Origin of the sequence: Eikenella halliae (assembly GCF_001648475.1) — a bacterium.
Lineage (GTDB): Bacteria > Pseudomonadota > Gammaproteobacteria > Burkholderiales > Neisseriaceae > Eikenella > Eikenella halliae.
In genome coordinates, this window is record NZ_LXSQ01000019.1 from 91,580 (window position 1) to 117,055 (window position 25,476).

General features: G+C 56.4%; 29 protein-coding genes, 1 other RNA gene and 1 pseudogene. 16 read left to right on the plus strand and 15 right to left on the minus strand.

Going from position 1 to position 25,476, the window contains the following annotated elements; all coding sequences use genetic code 11:
• Positions 1-59: 59 nt before the first annotated feature.
• From A7Q00_RS07630 to A7Q00_RS07650, 5 genes are all read left to right on the plus strand, one after another.
• Positions 60-833 carry a hypothetical protein gene (locus A7Q00_RS07630; protein ID WP_156503776.1) on the plus strand — a complete coding sequence of 258 codons (774 nt, stop codon included), beginning with the start codon at positions 60-62 and terminating at the stop codon, positions 831-833.
• An 83-nt stretch (positions 834-916) separates the two neighbouring features.
• Positions 917-1,108, plus strand: a complete 192-nt coding sequence (locus tag A7Q00_RS07635) for a YqaE/Pmp3 family membrane protein (RefSeq protein ID WP_064089986.1) — start codon at positions 917-919, stop codon at positions 1,106-1,108.
• 207 nt (positions 1,109-1,315) lie between these two features.
• Positions 1,316-1,702, plus strand: a complete 387-nt coding sequence (gene gcvH, locus A7Q00_RS07640; protein WP_064089987.1) for a glycine cleavage system protein GcvH — start codon at positions 1,316-1,318, stop codon at positions 1,700-1,702.
• Positions 1,703-1,798: 96 nt separating this feature from the next.
• Entirely contained in the window at positions 1,799-2,419 is a 621-nt protein-coding gene (locus A7Q00_RS07645; protein WP_064089988.1) for a GDSL-type esterase/lipase family protein, read from the plus strand.
• Between the two features lie 287 nt (positions 2,420-2,706).
• Positions 2,707-3,285, plus strand: a complete 579-nt coding sequence (locus A7Q00_RS07650) for a hypothetical protein (RefSeq protein ID WP_064089989.1) — start codon at positions 2,707-2,709, stop codon at positions 3,283-3,285.
• A 239-nt stretch (positions 3,286-3,524) separates the two neighbouring features.
• Here the strand turns inward: A7Q00_RS07650 and hscA are convergent, their stop codons facing one another.
• From hscA to hslU, 9 genes are all read right to left on the minus strand, one after another.
• Positions 3,525-5,384, minus strand: coding sequence for a Fe-S protein assembly chaperone HscA (gene hscA / locus A7Q00_RS07655; protein ID WP_064089990.1), 1,860 nt, complete (start codon positions 5,382-5,384; stop codon positions 3,525-3,527).
• A 167-nt stretch (positions 5,385-5,551) separates the two neighbouring features.
• Positions 5,552-5,730, minus strand: a non-coding RNA gene (gene ssrS / locus A7Q00_RS07660) — 6S RNA.
• A gap of 17 nt (positions 5,731-5,747) precedes the next feature.
• The gene (locus A7Q00_RS07665) at positions 5,748-6,044 is read right to left on the minus strand and encodes a cell division protein ZapA (protein WP_064084499.1); all 297 of its coding nucleotides are present in this window, start codon (positions 6,042-6,044) and stop codon (positions 5,748-5,750) included.
• Positions 6,041-6,376 carry a hypothetical protein gene (locus tag A7Q00_RS07670; RefSeq protein ID WP_064089991.1) on the minus strand — a complete coding sequence of 112 codons (336 nt, stop codon included), beginning with the start codon at positions 6,374-6,376 and terminating at the stop codon, positions 6,041-6,043. Before A7Q00_RS07670 ends, A7Q00_RS07665 begins: the two co-directional genes overlap by 4 nt.
• 158 nt (positions 6,377-6,534) lie before the next feature.
• Positions 6,535-7,515 (minus strand): NAD(P)H-dependent glycerol-3-phosphate dehydrogenase, encoded by a 981-nt coding sequence (locus A7Q00_RS07675; RefSeq protein ID WP_064089992.1) that lies wholly within the window; start codon positions 7,513-7,515, stop codon positions 6,535-6,537.
• A 97-nt stretch (positions 7,516-7,612) separates the two neighbouring features.
• On the minus strand, positions 7,613-8,860 hold the full coding sequence (gene fabF, locus A7Q00_RS07680) for a beta-ketoacyl-ACP synthase II (RefSeq protein ID WP_064089993.1): 1,248 nt from the start codon (positions 8,858-8,860) through the stop codon (positions 7,613-7,615).
• A gap of 116 nt (positions 8,861-8,976) precedes the next feature.
• Entirely contained in the window at positions 8,977-9,213 is a 237-nt protein-coding gene (acpP, locus tag A7Q00_RS07685; protein ID WP_003824915.1) for an acyl carrier protein, read from the minus strand.
• 278 nt (positions 9,214-9,491) lie between these two features.
• Positions 9,492-11,516, minus strand: a complete 2,025-nt coding sequence (locus A7Q00_RS07690) for a prolyl oligopeptidase family serine peptidase (RefSeq protein WP_064090010.1) — start codon at positions 11,514-11,516, stop codon at positions 9,492-9,494.
• A 140-nt stretch (positions 11,517-11,656) separates the two neighbouring features.
• On the minus strand, positions 11,657-12,994 hold the full coding sequence (hslU, locus tag A7Q00_RS07695) for an ATP-dependent protease ATPase subunit HslU (RefSeq protein WP_003824898.1): 1,338 nt from the start codon (positions 12,992-12,994) through the stop codon (positions 11,657-11,659).
• A 392-nt stretch (positions 12,995-13,386) separates the two neighbouring features.
• On the opposite strand from hslU, the gene rpsP reads away from it, so the two are divergent.
• Genes rpsP through rplS form a run of 4 tightly spaced genes read left to right on the plus strand, consistent with a single transcriptional unit; the run spans position 13,387 to position 15,296 of the window.
• Positions 13,387-13,635 (plus strand): 30S ribosomal protein S16, encoded by a 249-nt coding sequence (rpsP, locus tag A7Q00_RS07700; RefSeq protein WP_023887900.1) that lies wholly within the window; start codon positions 13,387-13,389, stop codon positions 13,633-13,635.
• 16 nt (positions 13,636-13,651) lie between these two features.
• Positions 13,652-14,164 carry a ribosome maturation factor RimM gene (gene rimM, locus A7Q00_RS07705; RefSeq protein ID WP_064089994.1) on the plus strand — a complete coding sequence of 171 codons (513 nt, stop codon included), beginning with the start codon at positions 13,652-13,654 and terminating at the stop codon, positions 14,162-14,164.
• Positions 14,164-14,907 carry a tRNA (guanosine(37)-N1)-methyltransferase TrmD gene (gene trmD, locus A7Q00_RS07710; RefSeq protein ID WP_064089995.1) on the plus strand — a complete coding sequence of 248 codons (744 nt, stop codon included), beginning with the start codon at positions 14,164-14,166 and terminating at the stop codon, positions 14,905-14,907. The genes rimM and trmD overlap by 1 nt, the downstream gene beginning before the upstream one ends.
• A 17-nt stretch (positions 14,908-14,924) precedes the next feature.
• Entirely contained in the window at positions 14,925-15,296 is a 372-nt protein-coding gene (rplS, locus tag A7Q00_RS07715; protein ID WP_064089996.1) for a 50S ribosomal protein L19, read from the plus strand.
• A 386-nt stretch (positions 15,297-15,682) separates the two neighbouring features.
• Here rplS and A7Q00_RS07720 read toward each other — a convergent pair whose 3' ends face one another.
• Positions 15,683-16,030: a MerR family DNA-binding transcriptional regulator gene (locus A7Q00_RS07720; RefSeq protein WP_064089997.1), complete on the minus strand. Its 348-nt coding sequence runs from the start codon at positions 16,028-16,030 to the stop codon at positions 15,683-15,685.
• A 68-nt stretch (positions 16,031-16,098) separates the two neighbouring features.
• Between A7Q00_RS07720 and A7Q00_RS07725 the strand changes: the two genes are divergently transcribed.
• The 6 genes from A7Q00_RS07725 (at position 16,099) to A7Q00_RS07750 (ending at position 20,739) form a co-directional block, all read left to right on the plus strand.
• Entirely contained in the window at positions 16,099-16,779 is a 681-nt protein-coding gene (locus A7Q00_RS07725) for an RBBP9/YdeN family alpha/beta hydrolase (protein WP_064089998.1), read from the plus strand.
• Positions 16,772-17,134, plus strand: a complete 363-nt coding sequence (locus tag A7Q00_RS07730; protein WP_064089999.1) for an EthD domain-containing protein — start codon at positions 16,772-16,774, stop codon at positions 17,132-17,134. Before A7Q00_RS07725 ends, A7Q00_RS07730 begins: the two co-directional genes overlap by 8 nt.
• Before the next feature lie 447 nt (positions 17,135-17,581).
• The gene (gene rpsO, locus A7Q00_RS07735; protein ID WP_003823508.1) at positions 17,582-17,851 is read left to right on the plus strand and encodes a 30S ribosomal protein S15; all 270 of its coding nucleotides are present in this window, start codon (positions 17,582-17,584) and stop codon (positions 17,849-17,851) included.
• Positions 17,852-18,145: 294 nt separating this feature from the next.
• Complete coding sequence (locus tag A7Q00_RS07740; RefSeq protein ID WP_064090000.1) at positions 18,146-19,186, plus strand: PTS sugar transporter subunit IIC; 1,041 nt, start codon at positions 18,146-18,148, stop codon at positions 19,184-19,186.
• A gap of 95 nt (positions 19,187-19,281) precedes the next feature.
• Complete coding sequence (locus A7Q00_RS07745; protein WP_064090001.1) at positions 19,282-19,941, plus strand: hypothetical protein; 660 nt, start codon at positions 19,282-19,284, stop codon at positions 19,939-19,941.
• 6 nt (positions 19,942-19,947) lie between these two features.
• A complete protein-coding gene (locus tag A7Q00_RS07750) occupies positions 19,948-20,739 on the plus strand; it encodes a TrmH family RNA methyltransferase (protein ID WP_064090002.1) in 792 nt (263 codons plus the stop codon).
• 173 nt (positions 20,740-20,912) lie between these two features.
• On the opposite strand, the gene tpx is transcribed toward A7Q00_RS07750, so the two are convergent.
• The 4 genes from tpx to A7Q00_RS07770 all read right to left on the minus strand — a co-directional run bounded on the left by tpx (position 20,913) and on the right by A7Q00_RS07770 (position 23,261).
• Positions 20,913-21,407: a thiol peroxidase gene (gene tpx / locus A7Q00_RS07755; RefSeq protein ID WP_064090003.1), complete on the minus strand. Its 495-nt coding sequence runs from the start codon at positions 21,405-21,407 to the stop codon at positions 20,913-20,915.
• Positions 21,408-21,506: 99 nt separating this feature from the next.
• Positions 21,507-21,971, minus strand: coding sequence for a DUF4303 domain-containing protein (locus A7Q00_RS07760; RefSeq protein ID WP_179946217.1), 465 nt, complete (start codon positions 21,969-21,971; stop codon positions 21,507-21,509).
• A gap of 59 nt (positions 21,972-22,030) precedes the next feature.
• On the minus strand, positions 22,031-22,543 hold the full coding sequence (locus tag A7Q00_RS07765; protein ID WP_064090011.1) for a protein disulfide oxidoreductase: 513 nt from the start codon (positions 22,541-22,543) through the stop codon (positions 22,031-22,033).
• Positions 22,544-22,739: 196 nt separating this feature from the next.
• A complete protein-coding gene (locus tag A7Q00_RS07770) occupies positions 22,740-23,261 on the minus strand; it encodes a hypothetical protein (RefSeq protein ID WP_064090005.1) in 522 nt (173 codons plus the stop codon).
• A gap of 303 nt (positions 23,262-23,564) precedes the next feature.
• On the opposite strand from A7Q00_RS07770, the gene murJ reads away from it, so the two are divergent.
• Complete coding sequence (gene murJ / locus A7Q00_RS07775; RefSeq protein WP_064090006.1) at positions 23,565-25,103, plus strand: murein biosynthesis integral membrane protein MurJ; 1,539 nt, start codon at positions 23,565-23,567, stop codon at positions 25,101-25,103.
• 65 nt (positions 25,104-25,168) lie between these two features.
• Here murJ and A7Q00_RS07780 read toward each other — a convergent pair.
• Positions 25,169-25,476 (minus strand): annotated as a pseudogene (locus tag A7Q00_RS07780) (IS630 family transposase); the annotation flags it as partial.

Consider the following 25,476-nt stretch of genomic DNA (forward strand, 5'->3'; position numbering starts at 1 on the left):
TCAATCCATTGAGGGAAGGGCTACCTGAAAAAACATTTCATCTTTTCCCGAAAACCATCATGCGCCACTCTTTGATCATTACATTATTGATAGCCGCATTAGGACTTACCGCCTGCTCGCAGCAGCAAGAAAATCTACCTGTCTCCGCATCGGCCGCTTCTGAAACCTCCGCTGCTGTAGAGCAAATAGCTAGCGCCGCATCAGATGCAGCAAATGATAAAAGCGATGAGAGCGAAATAGCCTTGTACTACCAACAGCCCGATCCAGAACTCAAGCGGGCGCGTTCCGTGCTGCACCGATTTTTCAACAGCCCATATGCACAAAAAGAAAGTGCGCTGTTCAACCTATCCGTTTGGGGCGCACAGATTTTGGCACGGCATCCCGAGCAAACCATGGCCTGGTGTCAGGAACTGCGCACCCGTCATCCCAACAAGCTGCTTGCACCGCTGTTTAAAATTGCCGCTACACCCGATAGCGGCAAATGCCTCAGCCAGCTGGATTTAACCACGGAAGAACGACAGGCCTACGCCGAAGACTACTTTACCGTCGGCGATATTTTAAATATGCCGTACATGCCAGCCACACTAGATGCCCGGTGGGTCAGCTTTTTTGCTACCGGTAAAGCCGAATACATTTACGGCATTGTTGATTATGTGGCTGATAACGCTAAAATCGAGGATAAACAGCACCAGCCCGAAGCAGGAGACGACATCCTAACCTATGGTGCCGCCCGCTGGTCGCTCGGCTCGAACATGAAGCAATATCCGCAGATTAAAGCGCTGGTGGAAAAATATACTGCCGGCTGGCCGTCTGAAAGGCAGCAGGCATTATAAAGGGCGTTAAATCTACCCCAGCAATAATGCAGGCTACCTGAAAATATCCGCTTTACCACACCACTCAAGAAAGGAAACCCACTATGCGTCTTATCCTCGCCCTGCTTCTGCCCTGGTTGCAATTTTTTACCATCGGCAAGCCTATTTCCGGCATCATTTGCTTACTGTTGCAGCTCACGCTCATCGGCTGGATTCCCGCCGCCATCTGGTCGGTGTATGCCCTGAGCCAATACAAAACCGATCAGAAAATCCGCCGTGCCCTGCAAGATAAATAAGGCTACCTGAAAGCGAGGCTTCTGCAGGAAGTTGAGTGTCTGCGAAGCCGAAAAAACAGCAAGCCATTTAGCACACACCACGAATTTGCCCTGCGCAAGCTACCCAGTTTTCAGGTAGCCTTGCGTCAGCGCAAACCCGATACAGGCAAAACCTGTATAATGTGAATGACCTTACGTCAGCCCACCTTCTAATTACGGAGAAAAACCATGAGCAACAACATTCCCGCCGAACTCAAATACGTTTCCAGCCACGAATGGCTGCGCGCCGAAGCCGACGGTAGCGTAACAGTGGGCGTAACCCACCACGCACAAGAGCTTTTGGGCGACATTGTATTCGTTGAACTGCCCGAAGTGGGCGCCTCGCTCGCCGCCGAAGACCAAGCCGGCGTAGTGGAATCGGTGAAAGCCGCTTCCGACGTGTACGCCCCGATTGCCGGCGAAGTCGTGGCCGTAAACGAAGGCCTGCCCGATGCGCCCGAAACCGTCAACAGCGATCCCTACGGCGAAGGCTGGTTCTTCCGCATCAAGCCGGCCAACCCTGCCGACTTGGACGGCCTGATGAACGCCGAGCAATACGCCGCTGAAATCGCCTAATCCGCCAAACAACAGCCTGAAAGCCGCAACGCTTTCAGGCTGTTTCCATTTCCGCCCACAGCAGGTTTGCCCAAAGGCTACCTGAAACCCATATCCATGAACAGACGACAATTCCTCATCGGCAGCGCCATCCTTGCCCTGGCCGCCTGCGGCAAACGCCGCAACCGCGCCCAAGCCCTCCTCAAAGGCAGCACCGTGCTCGCCTTGGGCGATTCCCTCACCTATGGCTACGGTGCTGCTCCCGCCGCTGCCTATCCCGTGCAGCTGGCCGGGCTCACTGGCTGGAAAGTCATCAATGGCGGCGTATCCGGCGACACCACAGCCGACGCCCTCGCCCGCCTGCCCGAGCTGATGCGGCAACAGCCCAAGCTCGTTATCATCAGCATCGGCGGCAACGACTTCCTGCGCAAACTGCCCGAAAGCACCACCCGCGCCAACATCGGCAAAATCATCCAAACCGTGCAGACCGCCAGCATCCCCGCCGTACTGGTGGCCATCCCCCATTTCACCGTGGGCGCACTGTTCGGCAAACTCAGCGACCATCCGCTCTACCAAGAAATAGCCGAGCAATACCAAATCCCCCTGCTGAGCGGCGCTTGGTCGGAAATTCTCGGCGATAAGGATTTGAAGTCCGACCAAATCCATGCCAACGCCGAGGGCTACCGCAAATTTGCCGAATTACTGAAAGCGTTTTTGGAAGAACAAGGGTTGGCCTGAAACCGCCATTGAGGCTACCTGAAAAACAAAAGCATCAGGCAGCAAAGGCTGTCTGATGCCGGTGGGCTGTGTGGGTTTAGCTGCCCGCCGCGCTGAAGGCTACCTGAAAACGAGGCTTCCGAAGGGAAGCCGAGTTTCTGCAGAGCTAAAACGGGCTACAGCCAAACGGCCGCGCCGCTTCTAACCCACATTGTGCCGCAGGCAATAAGTGAGTCGGAATTGCAATGATACGGCGTTGGCAAACAAGCCCGTCCAATCCGCCAACCCAGCCAAACGGATACACAAACATGACACCCGAAACACAAGAATGGGTATTCCAACCGATGCGCCACCCGCTTGTCGGTACATTGATTTTCGCCTTTATCGCCGCCTTTATCCTGATTGGCGGCATCCTTACCGCATGGCTCGGCAGGCTGATGGACGGCACCATGTATATTTTTTCCGGCGCCGCGCTGTCTGCCTGGCTGTTTTTCTCGCCCAACCTGCCCTACCGCAAATGGCGGCAATACCACCGCTGGCACACGGGGCAGCCTGAATTTTTGCGGCTGGACGGCACAGGTATTCATTTTCACATCTTCCCCTGCACGGGCAGCCTGAAATATTCGGAAATCCGGCGCGTTGCCTATTTCTACCAAGATCGTTTGAATATTAACCGGTATTTGGCAGATACCGGCAAATACCGGGCGTACAATGCCCCGATGTTCATTCCCGTGAAAGTCGGCGTGGCAATCTATACCCAATCCGGGCAGGAAATCGAGCTGGATTTGTCGCGTATGGCGCAGCAGCCGGACGACGGCATTCTGCTCGAACAAGAAACCCGCGAAACGCTGATATTGAACGAATTGGAACGCCACATCCGCACCTGACGACACTCATTGCACAAGAAAAATAGAGCGCATCAGCCACCCGTGCTTTGGCACGTCATCCACATTTCGGCTGAGTCGAAACCTCAGTCTGTTTCGTAAAAACTCGCCTTCTCTTCGAAAACCTCGGTCCGCTCCGTAGAGACTCGGCTTCCCTTCAGAAACCTCGTTTTAGCTTCGCAGAAACTCGCCTTCCTTCGGAAGCCTCGTTTTCAGGTAGCCTTTATCAGACTCTGCCCTATTCACGCCATATCTTCCACCCGCTGGCCGGTGAGGGCGCGCTGGATGTTGCGATCCATGCGTTTGGCAGCAAAATCGTCGGTGTCGGCGGCAAGGGTGGCGGTGGCGTTGCGGATGGGGTTGGCTTCGGCTTCGGGGAGCAGGCTTTGCAGGGTGGAGATTTGGGCGCGGATAGCGGCAAGGCTGCTCTCATCGAGCAGGTCGCCATCCAGCTCCAGCGCGGCCTCCACTGCATCAATCAGGCTTTCGGCTTCCACCACGGCTTCAGCACGGGCACGGGCGGCGGCATCGCCTCCGGCGTGGCTGATGCTGTCGGACAACATTTTGGTGATGGTTTCGTCGTCGAGGCCGTAGGAGGGTTTCACTTCGATTTGCGCCTGCACGCCGGTGGTTTGCTCGCGGGCGGACACGGAAAGCAGGCCGTCGGCATCGATTTGGAAGGTTACGCGGATGCGGGCGGCACCGGCCACCATCGGTGGTATGCCGCGCAGGGTGAATTTGGCGAGGCTGCGGCAGTCGACCACCAGTTCGCGCTCGCCCTGCACCACGTGGATGGTCATGGCGGTTTGGCCGTCTTTGAAGGTGGTGAATTCTTGGGCGCGGGCGGTGGGCAGGGTGCTGTTGCGCGGGATGATTTTTTCAGCCAGCCCGCCGTAGGTTTCGAGGCCGAGCGAGAGGGGGGTAACGTCGAGCAATAGCCAGTCGTTGTCACGCTTGTTACCGGCCAGCACGTCGGCCTGCATGGCGGCGCCGAGTGCGACCACTTGGTCGGGGTCTAAGTTGGTGAGCGGGGTTTGGCCGAAGAAGTTGGCCACGGCCTGTTGCACATGCAGCATGCGGGTGGCGCCGCCCACCATAATCACGCCGCCGATATCGCCTTTGCTGATGCCGGCGTCTTTCAACGCCTGTTTCACCGGCACAAGGGTTTGCGCCACGAGGTGCTGGGTGAGGGCGTGGAATTGGGTGCGGGTCAGGGCGGTGTCGATTTGCGTGCCGTCGCTTAGCACCGCTTGGATACGGCTTTCAGGTAGCCTGCTGAGCTCTTCTTTGGCTTGGCGCACCAGGCTGAGAAGCAGTCGGCTGTCTTGGGCGTTGGTGATGGAAAGGCGGTTGGCTTCAATCAGGTGGCACAGCACGCGGTGGTCGAAATCGTCGCCGCCGAGCGCGGAATTGCCGCCGGTGGCCTTCACTTCGAACAGGCCTTTGGAAAGCTGCAACACGGATACGTCAAACGTGCCGCCGCCGAGGTCGTACACCACGAATGTGCCTTCGGCGGCATTATCCAGCCCGTAGGCGATGGCGGCGGCGGTGGGCTCGTTGAGCAGACGCAGCACATTCAGCCCGGCCAGGCGTGCGGCATCTTTGGTGGCTTGGCGCTGGGCATCATCAAAATAGGCCGGCACGGTGATGACCGCGCCCACCAATTCGCCGCCAAGGCTCTGCTCGGCACGGGCTTTGAGTGCGCGCAGGATGTCGGCGGATACGTCGATCGGCGTTTTCGCGCCTTGGCGGGTCTGCAGGTCGATTAGTTGGTCGGATTGGCCGAAACGGTAGGGCAGATGGCTGGTATCGATGTCTTCCAATTTGCGGCCGATCAGGCGTTTGGCGGAGCTGACGGTGTTGGCCGGGTCGGCGGTTTGGCTTTGCAGGGCAGCCTGGCCGGTGATGATTTGCCCGTCGGCGCCGTAGCGCACCACTGAAGGCAGCAGGAAGCGGCCTTCTTCATCGGGCAGGCAGACGGCATGGCCGCTTTTCACGGTGGCAACCAGGCTGTTGGTGGTGCCCAAGTCGATGCCGACGGCTAGGCGGTGTTGGTGCGGGGCGGCAGAGAGGCCGGGCTCGGCGATTTGTAGGAGTGCCATGGTGATTGGTGTGTGTTTAGGTGTGGGAATAAGCGGCTATTTTAACATATTGGCCGAGTGCTTCGGTCGGAATTAAGTTTTCAGGTAGCCTCAAACGGAATAGAGGCTACCTGAAAATCTTGCAGCCAACGCAAAAGCCGGCATCTAAGATACCGGCTTTTAGTATGGGTAACCCCGCGAATGCCGCTTCGGCTCGATTCGCTTGAACCTTGAATCAAGGTTGGCCACTTCCGGCAGTTTCGGGTACGTCCACCAGGGACGCGCACGCCCACCACTCAATCTGCAGCCTGAAGCGAAATTATTGGTTCAAAGGAATAGTGTGCCTTCACAAACACCGCAGGGTTATAAAGAAGAATAATCGGTTTATTTTTCCAAATCAAGTGCTTTATCGCAACTTTCTATCATGGTGCTTATTCTACGCTCAATTTCGCCGATTGCCAAACCGTCTTTCGCGCTCATTTTAAGCAGGTCGTGGGTGAGGTTCAGCGCGGCCATAATCACGATTTTATCGGTTTCCACAATCCGGCCGGAAGATTGGATGACGCCGATCTTCTGGTTCAGCATATGCACCGCCTGCAGCAGGGTTGCTTTCTCGCTGTTGGGCGTGCCGATATTGAACTGGCGGCCCAATATGTCCACATTGACTTGTTCGATACTCATACGACCTGCTCCTTGGCGGCGGGCACGGGCAAGCGTTGGAGCAAGGCGCGGATATCGGCGGCACTTTGTTCCAACAGTTTGCGGTAAACGGCATTTTCTTGCTGCAAGGCTTCAATCTGGCCGCTGAGCTCGCGCTCCATACGCGACATCCTTTCGCTGTAGGCCAGTTGCAAACCGTCCACGGTAGCGCGGTGGTCATGGCGCTGTTTCTGCCATGCGGCATCCATCTCGCTGATTTTTTTGCTCAGCGCCTGCTTTTCACGCACAGCGGTCTGATAACGGTTCACCAGCGTTTCGATGGAGTTTTGCAAATGTTCGAGTTGATTATTCATGAATCTGTCTCTTGCTAAATCTCTAGCCGCAAGAAGCGGCAGCCTGGCCGCATTATACTGAAACTTGCGCCATACGGAACAAGCGCCGGGAAAATTTATAATTAAATACCTTCCTTAAATCCGCCCGCATTACGATGACAAGATAGGCTAAACGGCGATTATTCGCTGCGGATTTCACGCAGCATCAGCCGCTCGGCCACATCATTCACATCAACACGGCCGTCTAGGAGCTCGTTCAGGATACGCGTAATCGGCATTTCGATGCCGAGTTTGGCCGCTTGTGCGCCCGCTTCGCGGATGGTGTACACGCCTTCGGCCACATGGCCGAGTTCGGACAAAATCACGGGCAGCGGTTTGCCCTCGGCCAGCTTGAGGCCAACTTGTCGGTTGCGCGAGAGCGAGCCGGTGCAGGTGAGGATGAGGTCGCCCATCCCGGCCAAACCCATCAGGGTGGTTTGCTTTGCGCCCAAGGCCAGCGCCAGGCGGTTGATTTCGGCCAGGCCGCGCGTCATCAGGGCGGCGCGGGCGTTGAGGCCGTATTGCAGGCCGTCGGCGATGCCCACTGCGATGGCCATCACGTTTTTCACCGCCCCGCCCACGCCCACGCCCACCATATCGTCGTTGGCATACAGGCGCAGCACGGCGGAGCTGAGCGCGGCGGCGAGCGGTTCAATCCAGGCTGTGTTGTCGGAAGCGAGGGTAACGGCGCAGGGCAGCTGTTGCGCCAATTCCTGGGCGAAGCTGGGGCCGGACAGGATGCCGATGCGCGTATTGCCCGGCAGCTCTTCGCGGGCCACCTGGTGCGGCAGCAGGCCGCTGCCCTGCTCGAAACCTTTGCAGGCGGTGAGCACGGGAATATCGCCCCAGCCCCATTGCCGTATGGTTTGCAGGCTGCCGCGCAGGCCGGCGGTGGGCGTGGCGATGATGACTAGCTCGGGCTTGGGCGGCGGCGTGTCGGCCACGGCCAGTTGGTCGGGGAAAGGGAAATCTTTCAGGTAGCCTGAGTTGATGCGCTCGGCACACATGGCGGCGGCATGTTCGGCATCGCGTGTCCACAGGCAAACTTGCTGGCTGTTTTGGGCAAAGTGGATGGCCAGTGCCGTGCCCCAAGCGCCGGCGCCGATGATGCAGATTTGCATGGTGTGCTCCTGTGTTGGTTGCTTGCGATAAAGGCTACCTGAAAACGGCAAACGGGTTTCAGGTAGCCTTCCTATACATTTGATTCCTGCTTTTCAATTAGCCGTCAAAGCGTTTGAACGCCAGCGTGCCGTTGGTGCCGCCGAAGCCGAATGAGTTGGAAATGGCGGCACGGATGGGCAGGTCGCGGGCTTCGTTGGCGCAATAATCCAAATCGCAGCCGCCTTCAACGTCTTGCTCGAAGATGTTGATGGTGGGCGGTGATTTTTGGTGGTGCAGCGCCAACACGGAATACACGGCTTCCACGCCGCCGGCGCCGCCGAGCAGGTGGCCGGTCATTGATTTGGTGGAGTTGACCACCAGCTTTTTGGCGTGCTCGCCGAAGGCAAGTTTCAGCGCGGTGGTTTCGTTGGCATCGCCCAGCGGGGTAGATGTGCCGTGCGCGTTCACATAATCGATGTCGCTCGGGTTGAGGCCGGCGTCTTTCAAGGCGCGTGCCACGGCCAAGGCGGGGCCTTCAGCATTGGGCGCAGTAATGTGGTGCGCATCGGAGCTCATGCCGAAACCGGCCAGTTCGGCGTAGATTTTCGCACCGCGTTTTTTGGCGTGTTCGTATTCTTCCAACACCAGCACGCCTGCACCTTCGCCCATCACGAAGCCGTCGCGGTCTTTGTCCCACGGGCGGGAGGCAGTGGCGGGGTCGTCATTGCGGGTAGACAACGCTTTCATGGCGGCAAAACCGGCCACGCCGAGCATGCATACCGCGCTTTCCGCGCCGCCGGCCACCATCACGTCGGCATCACCGTATTGAATCATGCGGGCGGCATCGCCGATGCAGTGCGCACCGGTGGTGCAGGCAGACACGATGCCGTAGCTGGGGCCTTGATAGCCTTTAAGGATGGTCACGTGGCCGGCAATCAGGTTGATCAGCGAGCCGGGAATAAAGAAGGGATTGATGCGGCGCGGGCCGTTTTCGTGCACCACGATGCCGGTTTCCTCAATGGAAGGCAGGCCGCCGATGCCGGAACCGATGTTCACGCCCACGCGGGTTTTATCCAGGGCAGGATAATCGTCCAGCCCGGCATCGGCCACGGCCTGCAAGGCAGCGGCAACACCGTAGTGGATGAAGGTGTCCATGCGGCGCGCTTCTTTGGCGCTAATGTAATCGCCGATTTGGAAATCTTTCACTTCACCGGCAATTTGGGCGCTCAGTTCGCCCGCGTCAAAACGGGTAATCCGGCCGATACCGCTCACGCCGGCCAACAGGTTTTGCCAGGCATCGGCCACATTGTTGCCCACCGGGGAAATCTGCCCCAGCCCGGTTACCACCACTCTTCTCTGACTCATGATTGTTTATCTATCCTTCGGCCTGCCCGAAAGCGGCCGCAATAACAAAACCCCTGCCCTTGGCGGGAAATACGCCGGGGCAGAGGCTGATATTCTGCTGTTAAACCTGCTGCCGATTAGTTGGAGCGGGAAGTAACAAAGTCAATGGCTTGTTGAACGGTAGTGATTTTTTCAGCTTCCTCATCGGGGATGTCGCAGCCGAAAGCTTCTTCCAAAGCCATTACCAGCTCAACCACGTCCAGAGAGTCGGCGCCCAAATCTTCGCTGAAGGAAGATTCGTTTTTCACTTCGCTTTCGCTCTTACCCAGTTGTTCGGCAACGATTTTCTTCACACGTTGTTCGATATTTTCCATTGCGGGGTCCTTGTCCTTAAATAAACGGGGAAAAATTTAAAGGTAGTTCTCTAAAAGCGGCATTGTAACGGATTTATATGCGTTTTGCTATCCGTGCCCTGCAAGATTCGAGGCTACCTGAAAACAACGGTGCGCATATTAGCATAGCGCACGGCCTTTGCAAACTGCGCCAAAAAGCCGATATCAACAGGCAATGGCAGGCATCTGCCTTTATAGTGGGATTTCGGCAGCTGCTGCGGCAGCGGCCAATCAATCCGGCATCTGCTGCAGCCATGCCGCTATTTGCCCACTGTTTGCCGCAAAAATACCAACACGGCAGCCAGCTCGGCGGCCACTTCTTCCTGCGAGGCATTGCCCGCATGGCCGCCGGCTTCGGGGGCGTAGAGGCGGCTGTTCACACCGATTTCGCGCAGGCGGGCGTGGAATTTAAGCGCATGGGCGGGGTGCACGCGGTCGTCGCTCAAATTGGTGGTGATGAGGGCGGACGGGTAGGTTTGGTTGTCGTGCAGATTGTGATAGGGCGAAAGTTTTTTCAGGTAGCCTCTATCCGGCTCGGCATCGGGGTTGCCGTATTCTTCCTGCCACGAAGCACCGGCCAAGAGGTGCGGATAGCGCAACATATCGGTGAGCGGCACTTCGCACACCATGCCGCCGATGCTTTGCGGGGCGGCACAATAAGCAGCGGCGCACACCAGCCCGCCGTTGCTGCCGCCCTGCAACACGATGCGTTCGGGCGCAGACAAACCGCGTGCAGACAAATCCTGCGCCACGGCCACCAAATCTTCCACGCTTTTATGTTTGCGTGCCGCGCCTTGGGCGGCAGCATGCCAAGCCGGGCCGAATTCGCCGCCGCCCCGGATGTTGGCCAACACAAACGCACCGCCCCGTGCAAGCCAATGCCGGCCGATGATGCCCAAATAATGCGGCAATTCCGGCACGCCGAAGCCGCCGTAAGCATACACCAGCGCAGGCGCGTTCGGTTCGCCGTTGCCCACGTGATAATACGGAATGCGCTCGCCATCGGCCGACACAGCGTGCAACTGCTGCACACCCAACCCATCCGGATCAAACTGCGCAGGCTGGCGGCGCATCACGCACCACTCCTGCCGCTGCAAATCCAGCGTATAGAGCGTGAGCGGCGAAAGGAAGCTGCTGGCCGCGATATACAGCACATCGCCGCCCCAAGGCTGGTCGGCAAACTCCAGCACACCCGCCCCTTCCAGCGGCAGTTCGGGCACTTCGGCCGGCTGCCATTGCCCCTGCTGCAAACGCCAAGCCTTGAGGCTACCTGAAACATTATCCAACAAAGTAGCGGCCACAAAATGGCGCGTAGTCTCCACGCCCTCCACCGATTGCCCCGCCTGCGGCGCAAACAGGCATTGCGCCTGCCCCAACACACCCTTGTTCAGCTTCACCGCCACCAGGCTGCCCGCCGCATAGCTTTGGTTTGCCCGCTGCCAGTCGTGCTTGAGCAACACCAGCAGCCAACCGCCCAAATAACCGCAGATTTCGCAAGTTTCAGGTAGCCCCAAAGGCAGCAGCGCCCCATCCGAGGCTACCTGAAAATAACGGCGGCTGAAAAAGCCTGTGCTTTCTTCCAGCAAATCCAGCGGTGCGCCCTGCGCATCCAGATAACGCCAAGCATGCACCCACACCGACTCCGCCGCCGTTTGCAGCAGCGGCTGCGCTTCCTCAAAGCTCTGCCCGCGCCGCAACAACCACGCCTCGCGCGGATAGCCCGAAGCCGTAAGCTGGCGCTCGTCCCAAGCCGGGCACACCCACACGCTGTCTTCATCACGCCAGGTAATATGGTTTTTGCCCGCCGGAAAGTGGAAACCGTTGGGCACCACTTGGCGCGTTTCCAAATCGAATTCCAGCGTAAACGCTGCATCGCCGCCGCACGGGCTGAGCGAGAGCAACACCCGGTTCGGCTGCTCCACATAGTGCGACACGCCATCTAAATACACATCCTCGCCCAGCACCTCATCGAAATCTGCCACCGAAAACAACACCTCCCATTCCGGCAGCCCGGCGCGATACGAAGCCGCACTGCACACGCGGTACACGCCCTTCGGAAACTCCTCGCTCTGATAAAAGTGATACATCCGCGCGCGGTGCTCCTGGCAAAACGGAATCTGCTGCTCGTCTTGCAACACCGCCAAAATATCGCGGCGCAGCGGCTCGTAATCCGGCTGGCTCTCCAGCCAGGCCTGCGTTTGCGCGTGTTCAGCGGCGACAAAAGCGGCGGTTTCCGGAGCGTTTAGGTTTTCAAACACGGCATAACGGTCGGCAGACATTTTCAGGTAGCCTTTGGCGGGTGGTTGCGGAAGGCGGGCATTGTAGCAGCATTGATGAGGTGGCAAGAGGAAAGGCTACCTGAAATTTTTAGCTTCGCGGAAACCCGCAAATCTATTTTCAGGTAGCCTGTTCTTATTCAAACAGCTTACAGCACGTACCGCGCCAAATCTTCCTGTTCGGCCACTTCGGCCAGCCGCTCGTCTACATAGGCGGCGGTAATTTGCGTGATGCCTTGCGGGGCGTGGAAGGATACGTCTTCCAGCAGTTTTTCCAGCACGGTGTGCAGGCGGCGGGCGCCGATGTTTTCGGTTTTCTCGTTCACCTGGAAGGCGATTTCGGCCAGTCGGGTGATGCCGTCGGGGGCGAAATCGAGCTCTACGCCGTCGGTGGCCAGCAGAGCTTGATATTGCTTGGTGAGACTGGCATCGGTGCTGGTGAGGATGGCTTGGAAGTCTTCCACAGTAAGGCTGCTCAATTCCACGCGAATGGGGAAGCGGCCTTGCAGCTCGGGAATCAGGTCGCTGGGTTTACTTAAATGGAAGGCGCCGGAAGCGATGAAGAGGATGTGGTCGGTTTTAATCATGCCGTATTTGGTTTGCACGGTGGTGCCTTCCACCAACGGCAAAAGGTCGCGCTGCACGCCTTGGCGCGACACGTCGCCGCCGTGTCGGTTGCTGTCGGCCGCGATTTTGTCGATTTCATCGAGGAACACGATGCCGTGTTGCTCCACAGCGTGCACAGCCTGCTCGCGCAGTTCTTCTTCGTTAATCAGTTTGGCGGCTTCTTCGTCCAGCAAGAGCTTCATGGCGGCCGCTACTTTGATTTTGTGCGGTTTGGTGCGGCCTTTGCTGAGGTTGGCAAACATGTCTTGCAGCTGGCTGCTGAATTCTTCCATGCCGGGCGGGCCCATCACTTGCATGGACGCGGGGGAGGCCTGGCTCAGTTCGATGTTGATTTCTTTATCATCCAATTCGCCCCGGCGCAGCATTTCGCGGAATTTTTTGCGAGTGTGGCTTTCGGGCTGCGGTTCGGCCGGTTCGCCTTCGAAGCCGGTTTGCGGCGGAGGCGGCAAGAGCGCGTCGAGCACGCGATTTTCGGCAGCATCTTGGGCGCGGTCGCGGTTTTTACGCACAGCCTGTTCGCGCAAATTCTTCAGGGCGATTTCCATCAAATCGCGCACGATGCTGTCGACATCACGCCCCACATAGCCCACCTCGGTGAACTTGGTGGCCTCGATTTTGATAAACGGCGCATTGGCCAGCCGCGCCAAACGGCGGGCAATTTCGGTTTTGCCCACGCCGGTGGGGCCGATCATCAGGATGTTTTTCGGCACGATTTCGCTTTGCAGCGGCTCGGCCACCTGGCTTCTGCGGTAGCGGTTGCGCAAGGCCACGGCCACAGCCTTTTTAGCCTGCTGTTGGCCGATGATGTGTTTGTCCAGCTCATGGACGATTTCTTGCGGGGTCATCACGGAAGTGCTCATAAAACGGCTCCCAAATAGCTTGGTCAAATATAGGGCGGATTAACCTGGTTTTTACGCCAGCATTGGCTTGCCTGGTAGCAAAAGGCAAGTTAATCCGTCATCACGAATAGCAGGCAAATGGCACCGCCAAGACGAAAATCAAGGGCAGCCGGCTGGTTTGCCCAAAGGTTTGGATTTCAGGTAGCCTGCTGGCAGGGCAACCGTCAGGGAAAAGGCTACCTGAAAACGGCGCAACCCTGTGCCCAAAGCAAGTCGCTTGCGGCATATCGTCCACCCGATACCACGGTAAAACGGTATTTTTTCAACAAATGCTTGCGCCCGCATGGCAAATTACCCTAAAATCCGCTGTTTTCTTATTGATCAAATTTCCCGAAGGAAGAAGGAATAATAATATGGTAGTTATCCGTTTTTCGCGCGGCGGCTCCAAGCATTCTCCGTTTTTCAACATCGTGGTAGCCGATTCACGCAACCGTCGTGACGGCCGCTTCATCGAGCGCGTTGGCTTCTACAACCCCGTAGCCAACGAAAAACAGGAGCGCGTGCGCCTGAACACCGAACGCCTGAACTACTGGGTGAGCCAAGGTGCGCAAGTAAGCGATGCCGTTGCCCGCTTGGTAAAAGAGCAGCAGAAAGCCGCTTAATTCTGGAATACCCGCCATGAGCCGCAGCCAAGACAACTGGGTAGCCATGGGCTATGTGAAAGGCGCTTTCGGCATCAAAGGCTGGGTAAAAGTGGCCGCCGATACCGAATATGCCGACAGCCTGCTGGACTACCCTGTATGGCAGCTGAGCAAAGATGGCGTTTCCCGCAGTTATACGCTGGAAAACGGCCAGGTGGCCGGCGGTGAATTGCAGGTAAAATTTGCCGAAATCAGCGACCGCGATGCCGCACAGCTGTTGCGCGGCTACACCATCGAAATCAAACGCAGCGATTTTGAGCCCGCCCAAGAAGGCGAATACTACTGGGCCGACTTGGTCGGCTTGACAGTATACAACCGACAAAACGAGCTCATCGGCACAGTAAGCAGCCTGATGGAAACCGGTGCGCACGATATTTTGGTGGTAGATGGTGAGCATGGCCGCAAACTGATTCCGTTTGTCGACCACTACATCGACAATGTGGATTTGGAACAAGGCAGCATCATTGCCGATTGGGGCTTGGATTACTGATGTATATCCAAGCCGTTACCCTGTTTGGTGAGATGTTCCGCAGCATCACCGACTACGGCGTAACCGGCCGGGCCCTGCAACGCGGTTTATGGCAGTTCAACAGCATCAACCCGCGCCGGTTTGCCGACAACAAATTGGGCTACATCGACGACAGGCCTTTTGGCGGCGGCCCCGGCATGATTATGATGGCCGAACCGCTGCAATCAGCAATCGATGCCGCCAAAGCGCAGCATAACGGCAAAGTGGTTTACCTCAGCCCGCAAGGCAGCCCGTTCACGCATCAAAAAGCAGCCGAACTGGCTAAACTGGACGGTTTGATTTTGGTGTGTGGCCGCTACGAAGGCATAGACGAGCGCCTGTTAAGCAGCGCCATTGATGAAGAAATCAGCATTGGTGACTTTGTGGTATCTGGAGGCGAATTGCCGGCCATGATGCTGATGGATGCAGTGTTGAGGCTGATCCCTGGCGTACTGGGCGATGCCGATTCAGCCGGACAGGATTCGTTTGCCAATGGCCTTTTAGACTGCCCGCACTACACCCGCCCGATAGAATTTCAGGGCATGACCGTGCCCGCTGTATTGCGCAGCGGCAACCATGCCCTGATTGCGGAATGGCGCTTAGAACAAGCGTTGCGCCGCACCCTGCAGCGTCGGCCAGACCTTTTGGCCGACCGCGCATTAACCCCAGAGGAATCTAGGCTCCTGCAAAAAATTCAGCAGGAGGAACGAGATATCCCATCATAAACTTAAGGACTATAGCAATGAACTTGATTCAACAGCTCGAACAGGAAGAAATCGCCCGTTTGAACAAAACCATCCCCGAATTCGCTCCCGGCGACACCGTATCCGTTTCTGTGCGCGTAACCGAGGGTAACCGTACCCGTCTGCAAGCCTACGAAGGCGTGGTAATTTCCCGCCGCAACCGTGGCCTGAACAGCAATTTCATCGTGCGCAAAATCTCCAGCGGTGAAGGTGTGGAGCGTACTTTCCAGCTATATTCTCCCAACGTGGAAAAAATCGAAGTGAAACGCCGTGGCCACGTTCGTCGTGCCAAACTGTACTACCTGCGCGGCCTCACCGGTAAAGCTGCCCGCATCAAAGAAAAACTGCCTGGCCGCAAACAGGAAGATTAATCTTTGCTGTTATCAAAAACCTGCCCGCTGCGGCAGGTTTTTGTTTGCAGATTAGGTTAACGACTGGCTCTAGCATAGAAAAAGGCTACCTGAAAGAGCAGCCCTAACGAAGTTGGGGCTCCACGCAGCACAGTTTCTGCATGGCAGATGAGCAAACCCATTTAACTTTCGCTACGGTGTCAGTTCATCTTACTGTGTTCCTATACCGTCTGCACCCCATCACCTTCATCGAAAGCCAACTCGGCTTGCTATATATTTTCAGGTAGCCTGAAACCTTATTCCCGTTATATAGTGAATTAACAAAAACCAGTACAGCGTTGCCTCGCCTTGCCGTACTATCTGTACTGTCTGCGGCTCGCCGCCTTGTCCTGATTTTTGTTAATCCACTATATTTTTCCCTCCGCTACCAGCAAATCGGCTAGTAGCTGTTCCGATTGGCGCAGGCTCTCGATTTGGCTGCCGATATGTGCGAGTGTGTCGGCCAGTTTGCCGCGCAACGCTGGGCAAAAGTCTTGCGGCTCGTCGTTTAGGCAGTCGCGCATTAGGGCAATGTCTTTCAGGGCGAGGCCGGCGCGGTTAAGCAGCACCACCTTGCGGGCAAAGCCGATGTCTTGCTCGCGGTATTCCCGATAACCGCCCGGTGTGCGCGCAGGCACAAGGATGCCGGCACCCTCATAAAACCGCAGCATCCGCACACTGATGCCGCTTCGCTTGGCAAATTCGCCGATTTTCATCTTGACCCTTACACTGTGTCATTCTGTAAGCTCCCATCCATTGTAAACAAACAGGAGCACCCATCCCCATGAACCGCAGACAATTTTGTGCCGCTGCAGGCGCGGGCGTATTGCTGGCAGGCTGCAAAAACCTAGCCAAACCGCAGAACGAGCCTGTACGCGTGTTTATCATTCACGGCTACGGCGCCACAGTGGCCGACCATTGGTTTCCATGGCTGGCACGGCAACTGCAGCAACAAGGCATAACCGCCCTGCCCGTTGCGCTGCCCGACAGTATGCAGCCCGATTACCACCGCTGGCAAGATGCGCTCTCGCAGGCAGTAAGCATGCCGTCCGGGCGCACAATCTTAGTGGCACACAGCCTGGGCACGATTTCATTGCTGCATTATCTGAGCCGAGTTCGCCCGCACAAAGTAGGCGGGCTGGTGCTGGTGTCTGCCTTCGGCGCACGCGTTCCCACGCTGCCGCAGATTAACGGTTTTAATGTAGACAACTATGTCGACCAGTGCCCGGTAGATTTTGCCGCCATCCGCCAAATGACGAGCCGGATTGCCTTATTTACCGCCGATAACGACGATATCGTGCCGCCGGAAAACACCCGCCGTTTGGTGCGGCAGTTGGACGGCAAATTGGAAGAAATTCCCGGCGGCGGCCACTTTTTGGGCAGCGAAGGTTTCACCGAATTTCCGCAGGTATTGCAAGCGGTAGAACATATGGCAGCGGCCATTCAAGGAGAAAACCATGTTTAAAATCACCATGCTGGTGAAGAAGAAAGCCGAATTATCGCAACAAGAATTTTTGGCACACTGGGCGGCGCATTCGGCCAAAGTGTTGCAATACCAAAGCGTCCTCCACATCCGGCGCTATGCCAAAACCCTACCGCTGGATGCAGCCTCCCAGCAGGCCACACAACGGCACACCCAAGCATTCCGCTTCGATGCCATGGGCGAATTATGGGATGACAGCCGCGAAGACTTCGCCGCCGCCCGTACCACGCCGGAAGGCGCCGCCGCGCTGGCCGAGCTGCGGGCAGACGAAGTGCGTTTTGTGGATATGGCGCAATCGGTGATGTGGTTGGGTGAGGAAGAATGTGTAATTGGGTAGCAGCCTGACAACCGACAGGCGATTACCTACTTTCCTGTTTGCAAGCCACAGCCTTGCAAAGGCGGCAGGCAAAATTGACGCCTTCCGTATGCCCGCCAACCTGCTGCGGCATCAAGAAGTATAAAAGGAAACGGCAGACTGCTTGGTTTGACAGTGGATTAAAAAAGCATGCTACGGCGTTGGCTAGCCTTATCGTATGTCTGTTCTGTCTGCTGTTGGTTGCCTGATTTTCATCCACTATAGTCTGGAAAAACCAGTTTTCAGGTAGCCTTTTGGTTGCACCGCGGCATCATCTTGGCGCGATTTTGCCTATGCGGCTGTTTTTGGCAGCAGTTTTGTGCCATAATCCGCGCCTGCCTGTTTCAACAGGCATTCAGGAGTTGGCGCGGGTCTTCCCGGCTCGGCCAGCTTGTCCGGCCCGCAAGGCTATATTTTTGGAGTTTTATTATGGCATTAACCGTAGAACAAAAAGCGCAAATCATCAAAGATTTCCAGCGCAAAGAAGGCGATACCGGCTCTTCTGAGGTGCAGATCGCTCTCTTGACTTTCCGTATCAACGATTTGGCTCCGCACTTCAAAGCCAACCCGAAAGATTTCCACAGCCGCCGCGGCCTGCTGAAAATGGTGAGCGCCCGCCGCCGCCTGTTGGCCTACCTGCGCAACACCGATGTGGATACCTACCGCGATGTGATTACCCGCCTGAACCTGCGTAAGTAATCTTTGTCCAATAAAAACTATGCCGCCGGAGCCTTTCGGCGGCATGGTTTTTTGTTTTAGCCATACTTTAACTTGTAATCAACTCAGCTTCGATTTTGTCAAACCCCGATCTGCTTCACAGAAATTCAGCTTCCCTTCAGAAGTCTCGTTTTAGCTTCGCAGAAACTTGGCTTCCCCTTAGGAAACTTCGTTTTCAGGTAGCCTTTCTCTTTTCATGCCCACGCAAATTTGCGCTCTTTTATCGGCGGCGTTATATTGCCTCATGCACCAATCTTCCGCCAAAGGAGCAAAATCATGGAAAAACTCACCCCGAAATCCTTCATGATGCACCTGCTCAACGGCTCGGCCTTGGGCATTGTGGTCGCCCTTGTGCCGGGCGCGCTGTTGGGCGAATTGTTTAAGGCGCTTACGCCGTATTGCGAGCCGCTGGGCATGCTTACGCAAATGATCGGCGCCACCAACGCCATGGTCGGCATCGCTGTGGGCGTGGCCATCGGTTATATGTTTAAATTCACACCGATTGAATCGATTTCGGTGGGGCTGGCCACCATGGCCGCCGGCGGAGCGGTGCGTTTTGCCGACGGCATCATCCAGCTCAAGGGCACGGGCGATATTTTCACCATGGTGTTCACTGCCGGCATTGCCGCCGGCCTGATTGTGCTGCTGCGCGGCAAGGTACGCGGCTATGCGATTTTGGTGGTGCCCGTGGTGAGCCTGTTTGTGGCGGGTGCGCTGGGGCGGCTGGCGTTTCCGTATTTCATCGCATTTTCGCAGCTGCTGGGCTCGTGGATTGCCCACCTGCTCACGCTGGAGCAAACGCTGATGGCGGTACTGATTGCCATCGCGTTTGCCTGCCTGATTGTGTCGCCGGTGTCTTCCGTGGGTATTGCTACGGCAATTCATTTGGCTGGCGTGGGCTCGGGTGCGGCCAATTTGGGCATTTGTGCCTGTGCGTTTTCACTGGCCGTGGCCGGGCGGCGAGTGAACCCATTGGGCACTTGCGCGGCGCATTTTGTGGGTTCGCCCAAGCTTTCTATGCCCAATATCGTGGCCAAACCCAAGCTCTTGCTGCCGATTATGCTCAATGCCGCGTTGGCCGGGGTGCTGGCTTCGCTGTTTCAAATCCAAGGCACGGAATTTAGCGCGGGCTTTGGCATCAGCGGCCTCATCGGACCGGTGAACCATTTGAAACTCGCCGGCTGGGGAGTGGGGCAACTGGCGGTGTCGCTGCTAGTGTTTGTGCTTGTGCCCGTGGCCGGAGCGTTTGCGGTGGATTGGCTGTTTGTGAATAAGCTCAAATGGATTGCGCCGGAAGATTACAAGATTGATGTGTAATGAAAAGAGGCTACCTGAAAAATGGACAAGCAGTTTTAACTTCGTTGAAGCTGTGCTTTCAGGTAGCCCCTTAGCATTTCTCATTAAAGATAAACATGCGAAATAAATTGAAGCTGCATCAATTGTATAGCCAAGTAATTCGGGAAGGATTGCCCTTCTCCTATTTAGTTGAATGGGCAGATCAGCAACTGATGATGGGCAACATTAATGATGCAATTATCCGTTTATCGCTTGCAGATAGCCGTGAGCAGGCAATATCGGCAGTAGTCGCTCTTTTGGGAACGAGCATTTTGCTGAACGAGCCCATACTGTTGCCGGAAATCTCGATTCTTTCCCAAGCATACGTATTGGGTGTGCATGAGCAGTGTATAGAATATCAGGCGGATAGAGTATTGATTTGGTGCCCATATGCCCAAGGCCAGCCTGTACCTGAAAAAATCAAGCCTGAATGGATACGGCAGCTACAGGCAATATTTGCTGCAACGGATGTCATCAAACAGGGGTTGTTTCAGTATTGCACACAAGACTTTCCCGATATTTTGGAGGCTTACCGGGAAGCTGAATGCGAAGATTATGCTTGGCAGGTAGTGGGAATCCGCTTGGATGAAAGTGGGCAGCAGATAGTGTTGACATTAATGCCCAATCTTGACTTTGCTGCGGAGGAGTATGGTTTGCCGGATTGGCCGGTTGATACGCTTTATATCGATTTACAGTGTGAGTCGGATAAAATAAAGATTAGTAGAATTTATGATTGATCGATTATGAACACCATCGAATCCGCCCAAAACCCCGCACTCAAACATCTGGCCAAACTACTGCGCAGCGCCCGTACGCGCCGCGAGAGTGGGCAGGCCGTGCTGGAAGGGGCGCATTTGCTCTCCGCCTATTTGCAGGCGGGCGGGCAGGTGTTGCAAGTTTATGTGCCAGTAAGCAAAATGCAGCAGCCGGAAACTGCGCGGCTGCTCGCGCAGCTGCCACCCGAACGGGTGGTGCAGACGGCGGGCGCGGCCTTGCAGAAAATCACCAGCCTCACCGATGCCGAAGAAATCACCGCGCTGATTGCGCTGCCGCCTGCCGAGCCGTTTGATGCCGGGGCCGATTGTGTGGTGCTGGAGCGTATTCAAGACCCGGGCAATATTGGCACGATTCTGCGCAGCGCGGCAGCGGCGGGCGTGGGGCAGGTGGTGCTTTCTGCCGATTGTGCCGATGCGTGGTCGCCCAAGGTGTTACGCGCGGGCATGGGGGCGCATTTTGCGTTACGTTTGTTTGTTGAGCCGGATTTGGCGGCGTGGCGGGAACGATGCCGCGTGCCGCTGCTGGCCACCGCGCTGCGCCGCAACAGCGTGAACCTGTATGATTGCGATTTGCGCGCGCCTGCCGCCTGGCTGTTTGGCAACGAAGGTGCGGGCGTGAGCGAAACTATGCTGGCGGCAGCCAGCCGCCTCGTGCATATTCCGATAGCAGAGCAAACCGAATCGCTGAACGTGGCGATGGCGGCCACCGTTTGCCTGTTTGAGCAGATGCGGCAGCGGTTGCAGCAAGGTGGGGATTGAAATTAAGAAGGCTGTAGAGAAAGCTAAGTCGGCCTGCTGTATAGTTTCCGGATAAGGGGCTACCTGAAAGCGTTCGCCCTGCAGGGATTTTCAGGTAGCCTTCTATATCGCCCCAAAGCGAAACCGCCTGCATTGATTGTATGCAGGCGGTTTCGCTTTGGCTTGGCGCCGGGTTACAGCACGGCCAGGGCGGCATCGTAGTTGGGCTCTTGGCCGATTTCGGGCACGAGTTCGGCATGCAGCACTTTGTTGTTTTCATCCAGTACCACCACGGCGCGGGCGGTGAGGCCGCGCAGCGGGGTGTCGGCCAGGGTGATGCCGTAGTCGGCGCCGAAGCTGCTGCGGAAGCTGGAGAGCGTTACCACGTTTTCAATGCCTTCCGCGCCGCAGAAACGGGAAAGGGCAAAGGGCAGGTCGGCGGAAATGCACAGCACCACGGCGTTTTGCAGCGCGGCAGCGCGTTGGTTGAAGGTACGCACGGATTGGGCGCACACGCCGGTGTCGATGCTGGGGAAAATGTTGAGCACTTTGCGTTTGCCGGCAAAGTCGGCCAAGGTTTTGTCGGACAAATCGGCGGCGGTGAGGGTGAAGGCGGGAGCGGCGGCGCCAACGGCGGGCAGGTTGCCTACGGTGTTGGCGGGCGTGCCGCGAAAGGTGATGTTTGCCATTTTGCTATCCTTTTCTTGATGTTGATGAAGGTTGATACTGCGCGGCGAAGGATAGTGCTTTTTTGGCAGCTTGCCAAGCAGGCCGCCAGAAGGCATGGGTTATCGGGATGAGAAGGCCTGAAAAATAGCGTTTGAATTAAGCTCCTGCACCGTTTGGGCTTCTACGCTCCCGTCATCATCAACCACGCTAACAAAGAAGCAGATTCGCCCGGCATCGGCAATCTCTTGCCCGCCAAGAAAATTTTTTAATTCTTTCAACGCGCCGACAAACAGGGGCAGCATGTCGTTTTTGAGACATTTTTGTTTTTCAATCAGCCGAGCCGTAATCTTTTTATCGACTTCGGATAAGGCGGAGCTGGGCAAATCGGAACTGTCCAGCTCCCATTCGTCGGCATACCAATTCGGCTCTCGGTTGCGTTTGGTATAAGCTGCGATTTTCATGGCAACGTTGCCGAAATCGCTTCCCGTAACCAAAGTGCAGCCGTAAATTTCCCGCCCTTTCGCCAGTTTGGCCAATTGCAGAAAATCGTCTTTTACTGCTTGGAACAAGATATTTTTTATCATATTGCGCATCTGTATTTATTGTATTCGGGCAAGTCTTGCCATGCTGTTTTCAGGTAGCCTCACCCATCCAACGCATCCAACAAAGCAATCCGCACGCGCAAGCCCCAATAGCTGGCCAGGCCGGTGGTGCTGTGGCGCACGCGGCCGTTTTTTACCAGCACGATGGTGGGTGTGACCTGCACCTGCCATTGTTGCGCCCAGCCGCCGCTTGCATCGTTTACCGTGTCGAACTGCCAGCCGTGCGTTTTCAGGTAGCCCCTCACTTCCTCATCACTGCCCGACTGCAAAGCCACGCCCACCACGGGCACGCCGTTGCGCGCGAGTTTGTCCACCGCCGGAGACGTATGCCGGCAGATGCCGCACCACGAGCCCCAAAAATACAGCACGGTGGTGCGGCCGCCGCCCAGTTCGGACAAGGTGGTTTGCCGCCCTTGCAGGGTATGCAGCGGCAGTGTGGCGGCCTGCGGCGGTACGGCGGGGGCACGATACCAGTCGAGCAGCAGGCTGATCACAATAAAAGCAGCAGCCATGGCAGCGGCTTGGCGCAGGAAGGAGAAAAGGCGTTGGCGGATAGGTGGCATAGTATGGTTTGGATGGTGTGTGGAAGGATTAGGTTTTAACTTTATTGCAGCTCGGCTTTAGCTTCGCAGAAACTTTGATTCACTCCGTTTTAACTCCGTTGAAGCGGCGTTTTCAGGTAGCCTCAATCCCTAAAAAGGCTACCTGAAAAACAATGCGGAGCAGATTCTCGGCAACTGATGTCGGGCCTTATTTTCCGTGCAGCCTGCGGATTTCGTTTTTCAACCATTCATCAAAATCGGGGCGCTGTTGGCGGAGGGCTTCGCTCCAATAGAGGCAGCAGCGGGCGGTGTAGCGGGCGTTTTCGGTGTTTCGGGCAATTATGCGGGCGACAAAGGGTTCGAGTGTGGCCGCGTTGTGATGCATCCCGCCGTGTTCGCCGTATTCGCCGCAGGTTTCGGGGTGGAGCACGTCCAGCAGGGTTTCGATTTCGGGTTGCAGGGCAAGCCATGCTCCGTTGTCTTCGTCCAAATAAAGCACTTCTCTCAGCCAGCTTTCAATGTTTTCCAGCCCCTGAAAACGCGGGTCGTGCCAGAGCAGGCGCAGGGTGGCAAGCTGGGCTTCGCTTTCCAGAACGCCTTGCGGATTATAGTGGTCGAACTGCCAGATGAGTTCGTACAGGGCGCGGTTGCGCTTGGTTTCGGGCAGCTCGAGCAGGATGTCGCGGACTTGCTCGGGGGTGTGCCATTGGGGGAGGCTGAGTTTGGGCATGATGTGTTTGGTGGAGCGGTAAGCTTCAGGTAGCCTTCCTTAACAAAATAGGCTACCTGAAAGCTTATTCAACGTTTCGCGCGGCATTCTACCGTATCTTCGTTCGTTTGCCCTGCGTTGCGGCCGATGCTTTAGCTGCGCAGCAACTTCGTTGAAGCTGCGCTTTAGCTTCGCAGAAACTTCGCTTCGCTCCGTTTTAACTGCGTTGAAGCTGCGCTTTCAGGTAGCCTTTTCTTCGGCCTCTCCCACAAAAGCGGCTGCTTGCGGTACACTTGCGCCCGTTTTATCTATAGGTAATAAAGCATGAACCTTCTTAGCGCGTTGGCGAAAATCGGCAGCATGACTATGCTGTCGCGGGTGCTCGGTTTTGTGCGCGATGCGGTGCTGGCGCGGATTTTCGGCGCGGGCATTGCCATGGACGCATTCGTGGTGGCCTTCCGCCTGCCCAACCTGCTGCGCCGTATTTTTGCCGAAGGGGCGTTTTCGCAGGCTTTTGTGCCGATTTTGGCGGAATACCGGCAGAAGAAATCGCCGGCAGAAACGCAGGAATTTGTGCAGCATGTGGCGGGGATGCTGATGTTTGCGCTGCTCATCGTTACCGCCATCGGCGTGCTGGCGGCACCGGCGGTGATTTGGGCCACGGCCAGCGGCTGGGGCGGCAAGCCGGAGAAGTTTGTGCTGGCTTCGCAGCTTTTGCGGATTATTTTCCCGTATATCCTGCTGATTTCGCTATCGTCTTTAGTGGGCAGCATTCTCAACACTTACGGCAAGTTTTCCGTGCCGGCCTTCACGCCGGTGTTGCTTAATGTGTCGCTCATCAGCTTTGCGCTGCTGGGGGCGAAGCATTTTGAGCAACCGGTGATGGCTTTGGGCTGGGGCGTGTTTTGTGGCGGGGTGCTGCAACTGGGTTTCCAGCTGCCTTGGCTGTTTAAGCTGGGCTTTTTGAAAATACCGAAACTGCGTTTCGGCGATCCGGCGGTAAACCGGGTAATCAAACAGATGGCGCCGGCCATTTTGGGCACGTCGGTGGCGCAGGTGTCGTTGGTGATCAACACGAATATTGCGTCGTACTTGCAAAGTGGCAGCGTGTCGTGGATGTATTTTGCCGACCGGCTGATGGAGCTGCCCACCGGCGTGTTGGGCGTGGCGCTGGGCACGATTCTGCTGCCGGGGCTGTCTAAACACGCGGCCACGGGCGACAAACGGGAATTTTCCGCGCTGTTGGATTGGGGCTTGCGCCTGTGCCTGCTGCTCACGGCGCCGGCGGCGGTGGGCATGGCGGTGCTGGCCTTCCCGCTGGTGGCCACGCTGTTTATGTATAACAAAATCGGCGTGCACGACGCGCTGATGACGCAACAGGCGCTGATTGCCTATGCGGTGGGGCTCTTGGGGCTGATTCTGATTAAGGTGCTGGCGCCGGGGTTTTACGCGCAGAAAAACATCAAAACGCCGGTGAAGGTGGCGATTGTAACGCTGGTGTGCACGCAGCTGATGAACCTGATATTTGTGTGGAAGCTGCAGCATGCGGGGCTGGCACTTTCCATCAGCTTGGGCGCGTGTATCAATGCGGCGTTCCTGTTTTTATTGTTGCGGATTAAAGAGATGTATCAGCCCAAGGCGGGCTGGCGCGCGTTTTTGCTGAAGCTGGCGATTGCGCTGACCGTGATGGCCGGCGGGCTTTGGGCGGTGCAGCATTATGTGGCGCTGGAGTGGGTGCACGTGGGCGGCTTGCGGCGCACGGGGCAGCTGTTTGCGCTGATCGGCTTCGGCATGGTGCTGTATTTTTCCACGCTGGGACTGCTGGGCTTCCGGCCGCGCCACTTTAAGCGGCGGGAGATGTAGTTCTGGAGATTTCAGGTAGCCTCTTAATCAAACAGGCTACCTGAAAGCGAAGCTTCAATGTATAGTCAATTAAAATAAAAATAGGACAGTAACGCATCGTCAAATCGGGCGTAATCAGACAATACGGTTCGAAGATACCGCTTAATATTCGCCCACACCTTCTCAATCGGATTGAGCTCAGGTGAATAGGGTGCAAGAGGCAATACCTTATGTCCCAATTTTTCCGCCATTTCCCGTAAGACACCTATACGGTGAAATCGTGCATTATCTAAAATAATCACCGATTTTTGAGTCAATGCGGGCAGTAGGCATTGCTGAAACCACGCTTCAAAAAAGACTCCGGTCATCGTATTTTGATAAACCATCGGAGCAG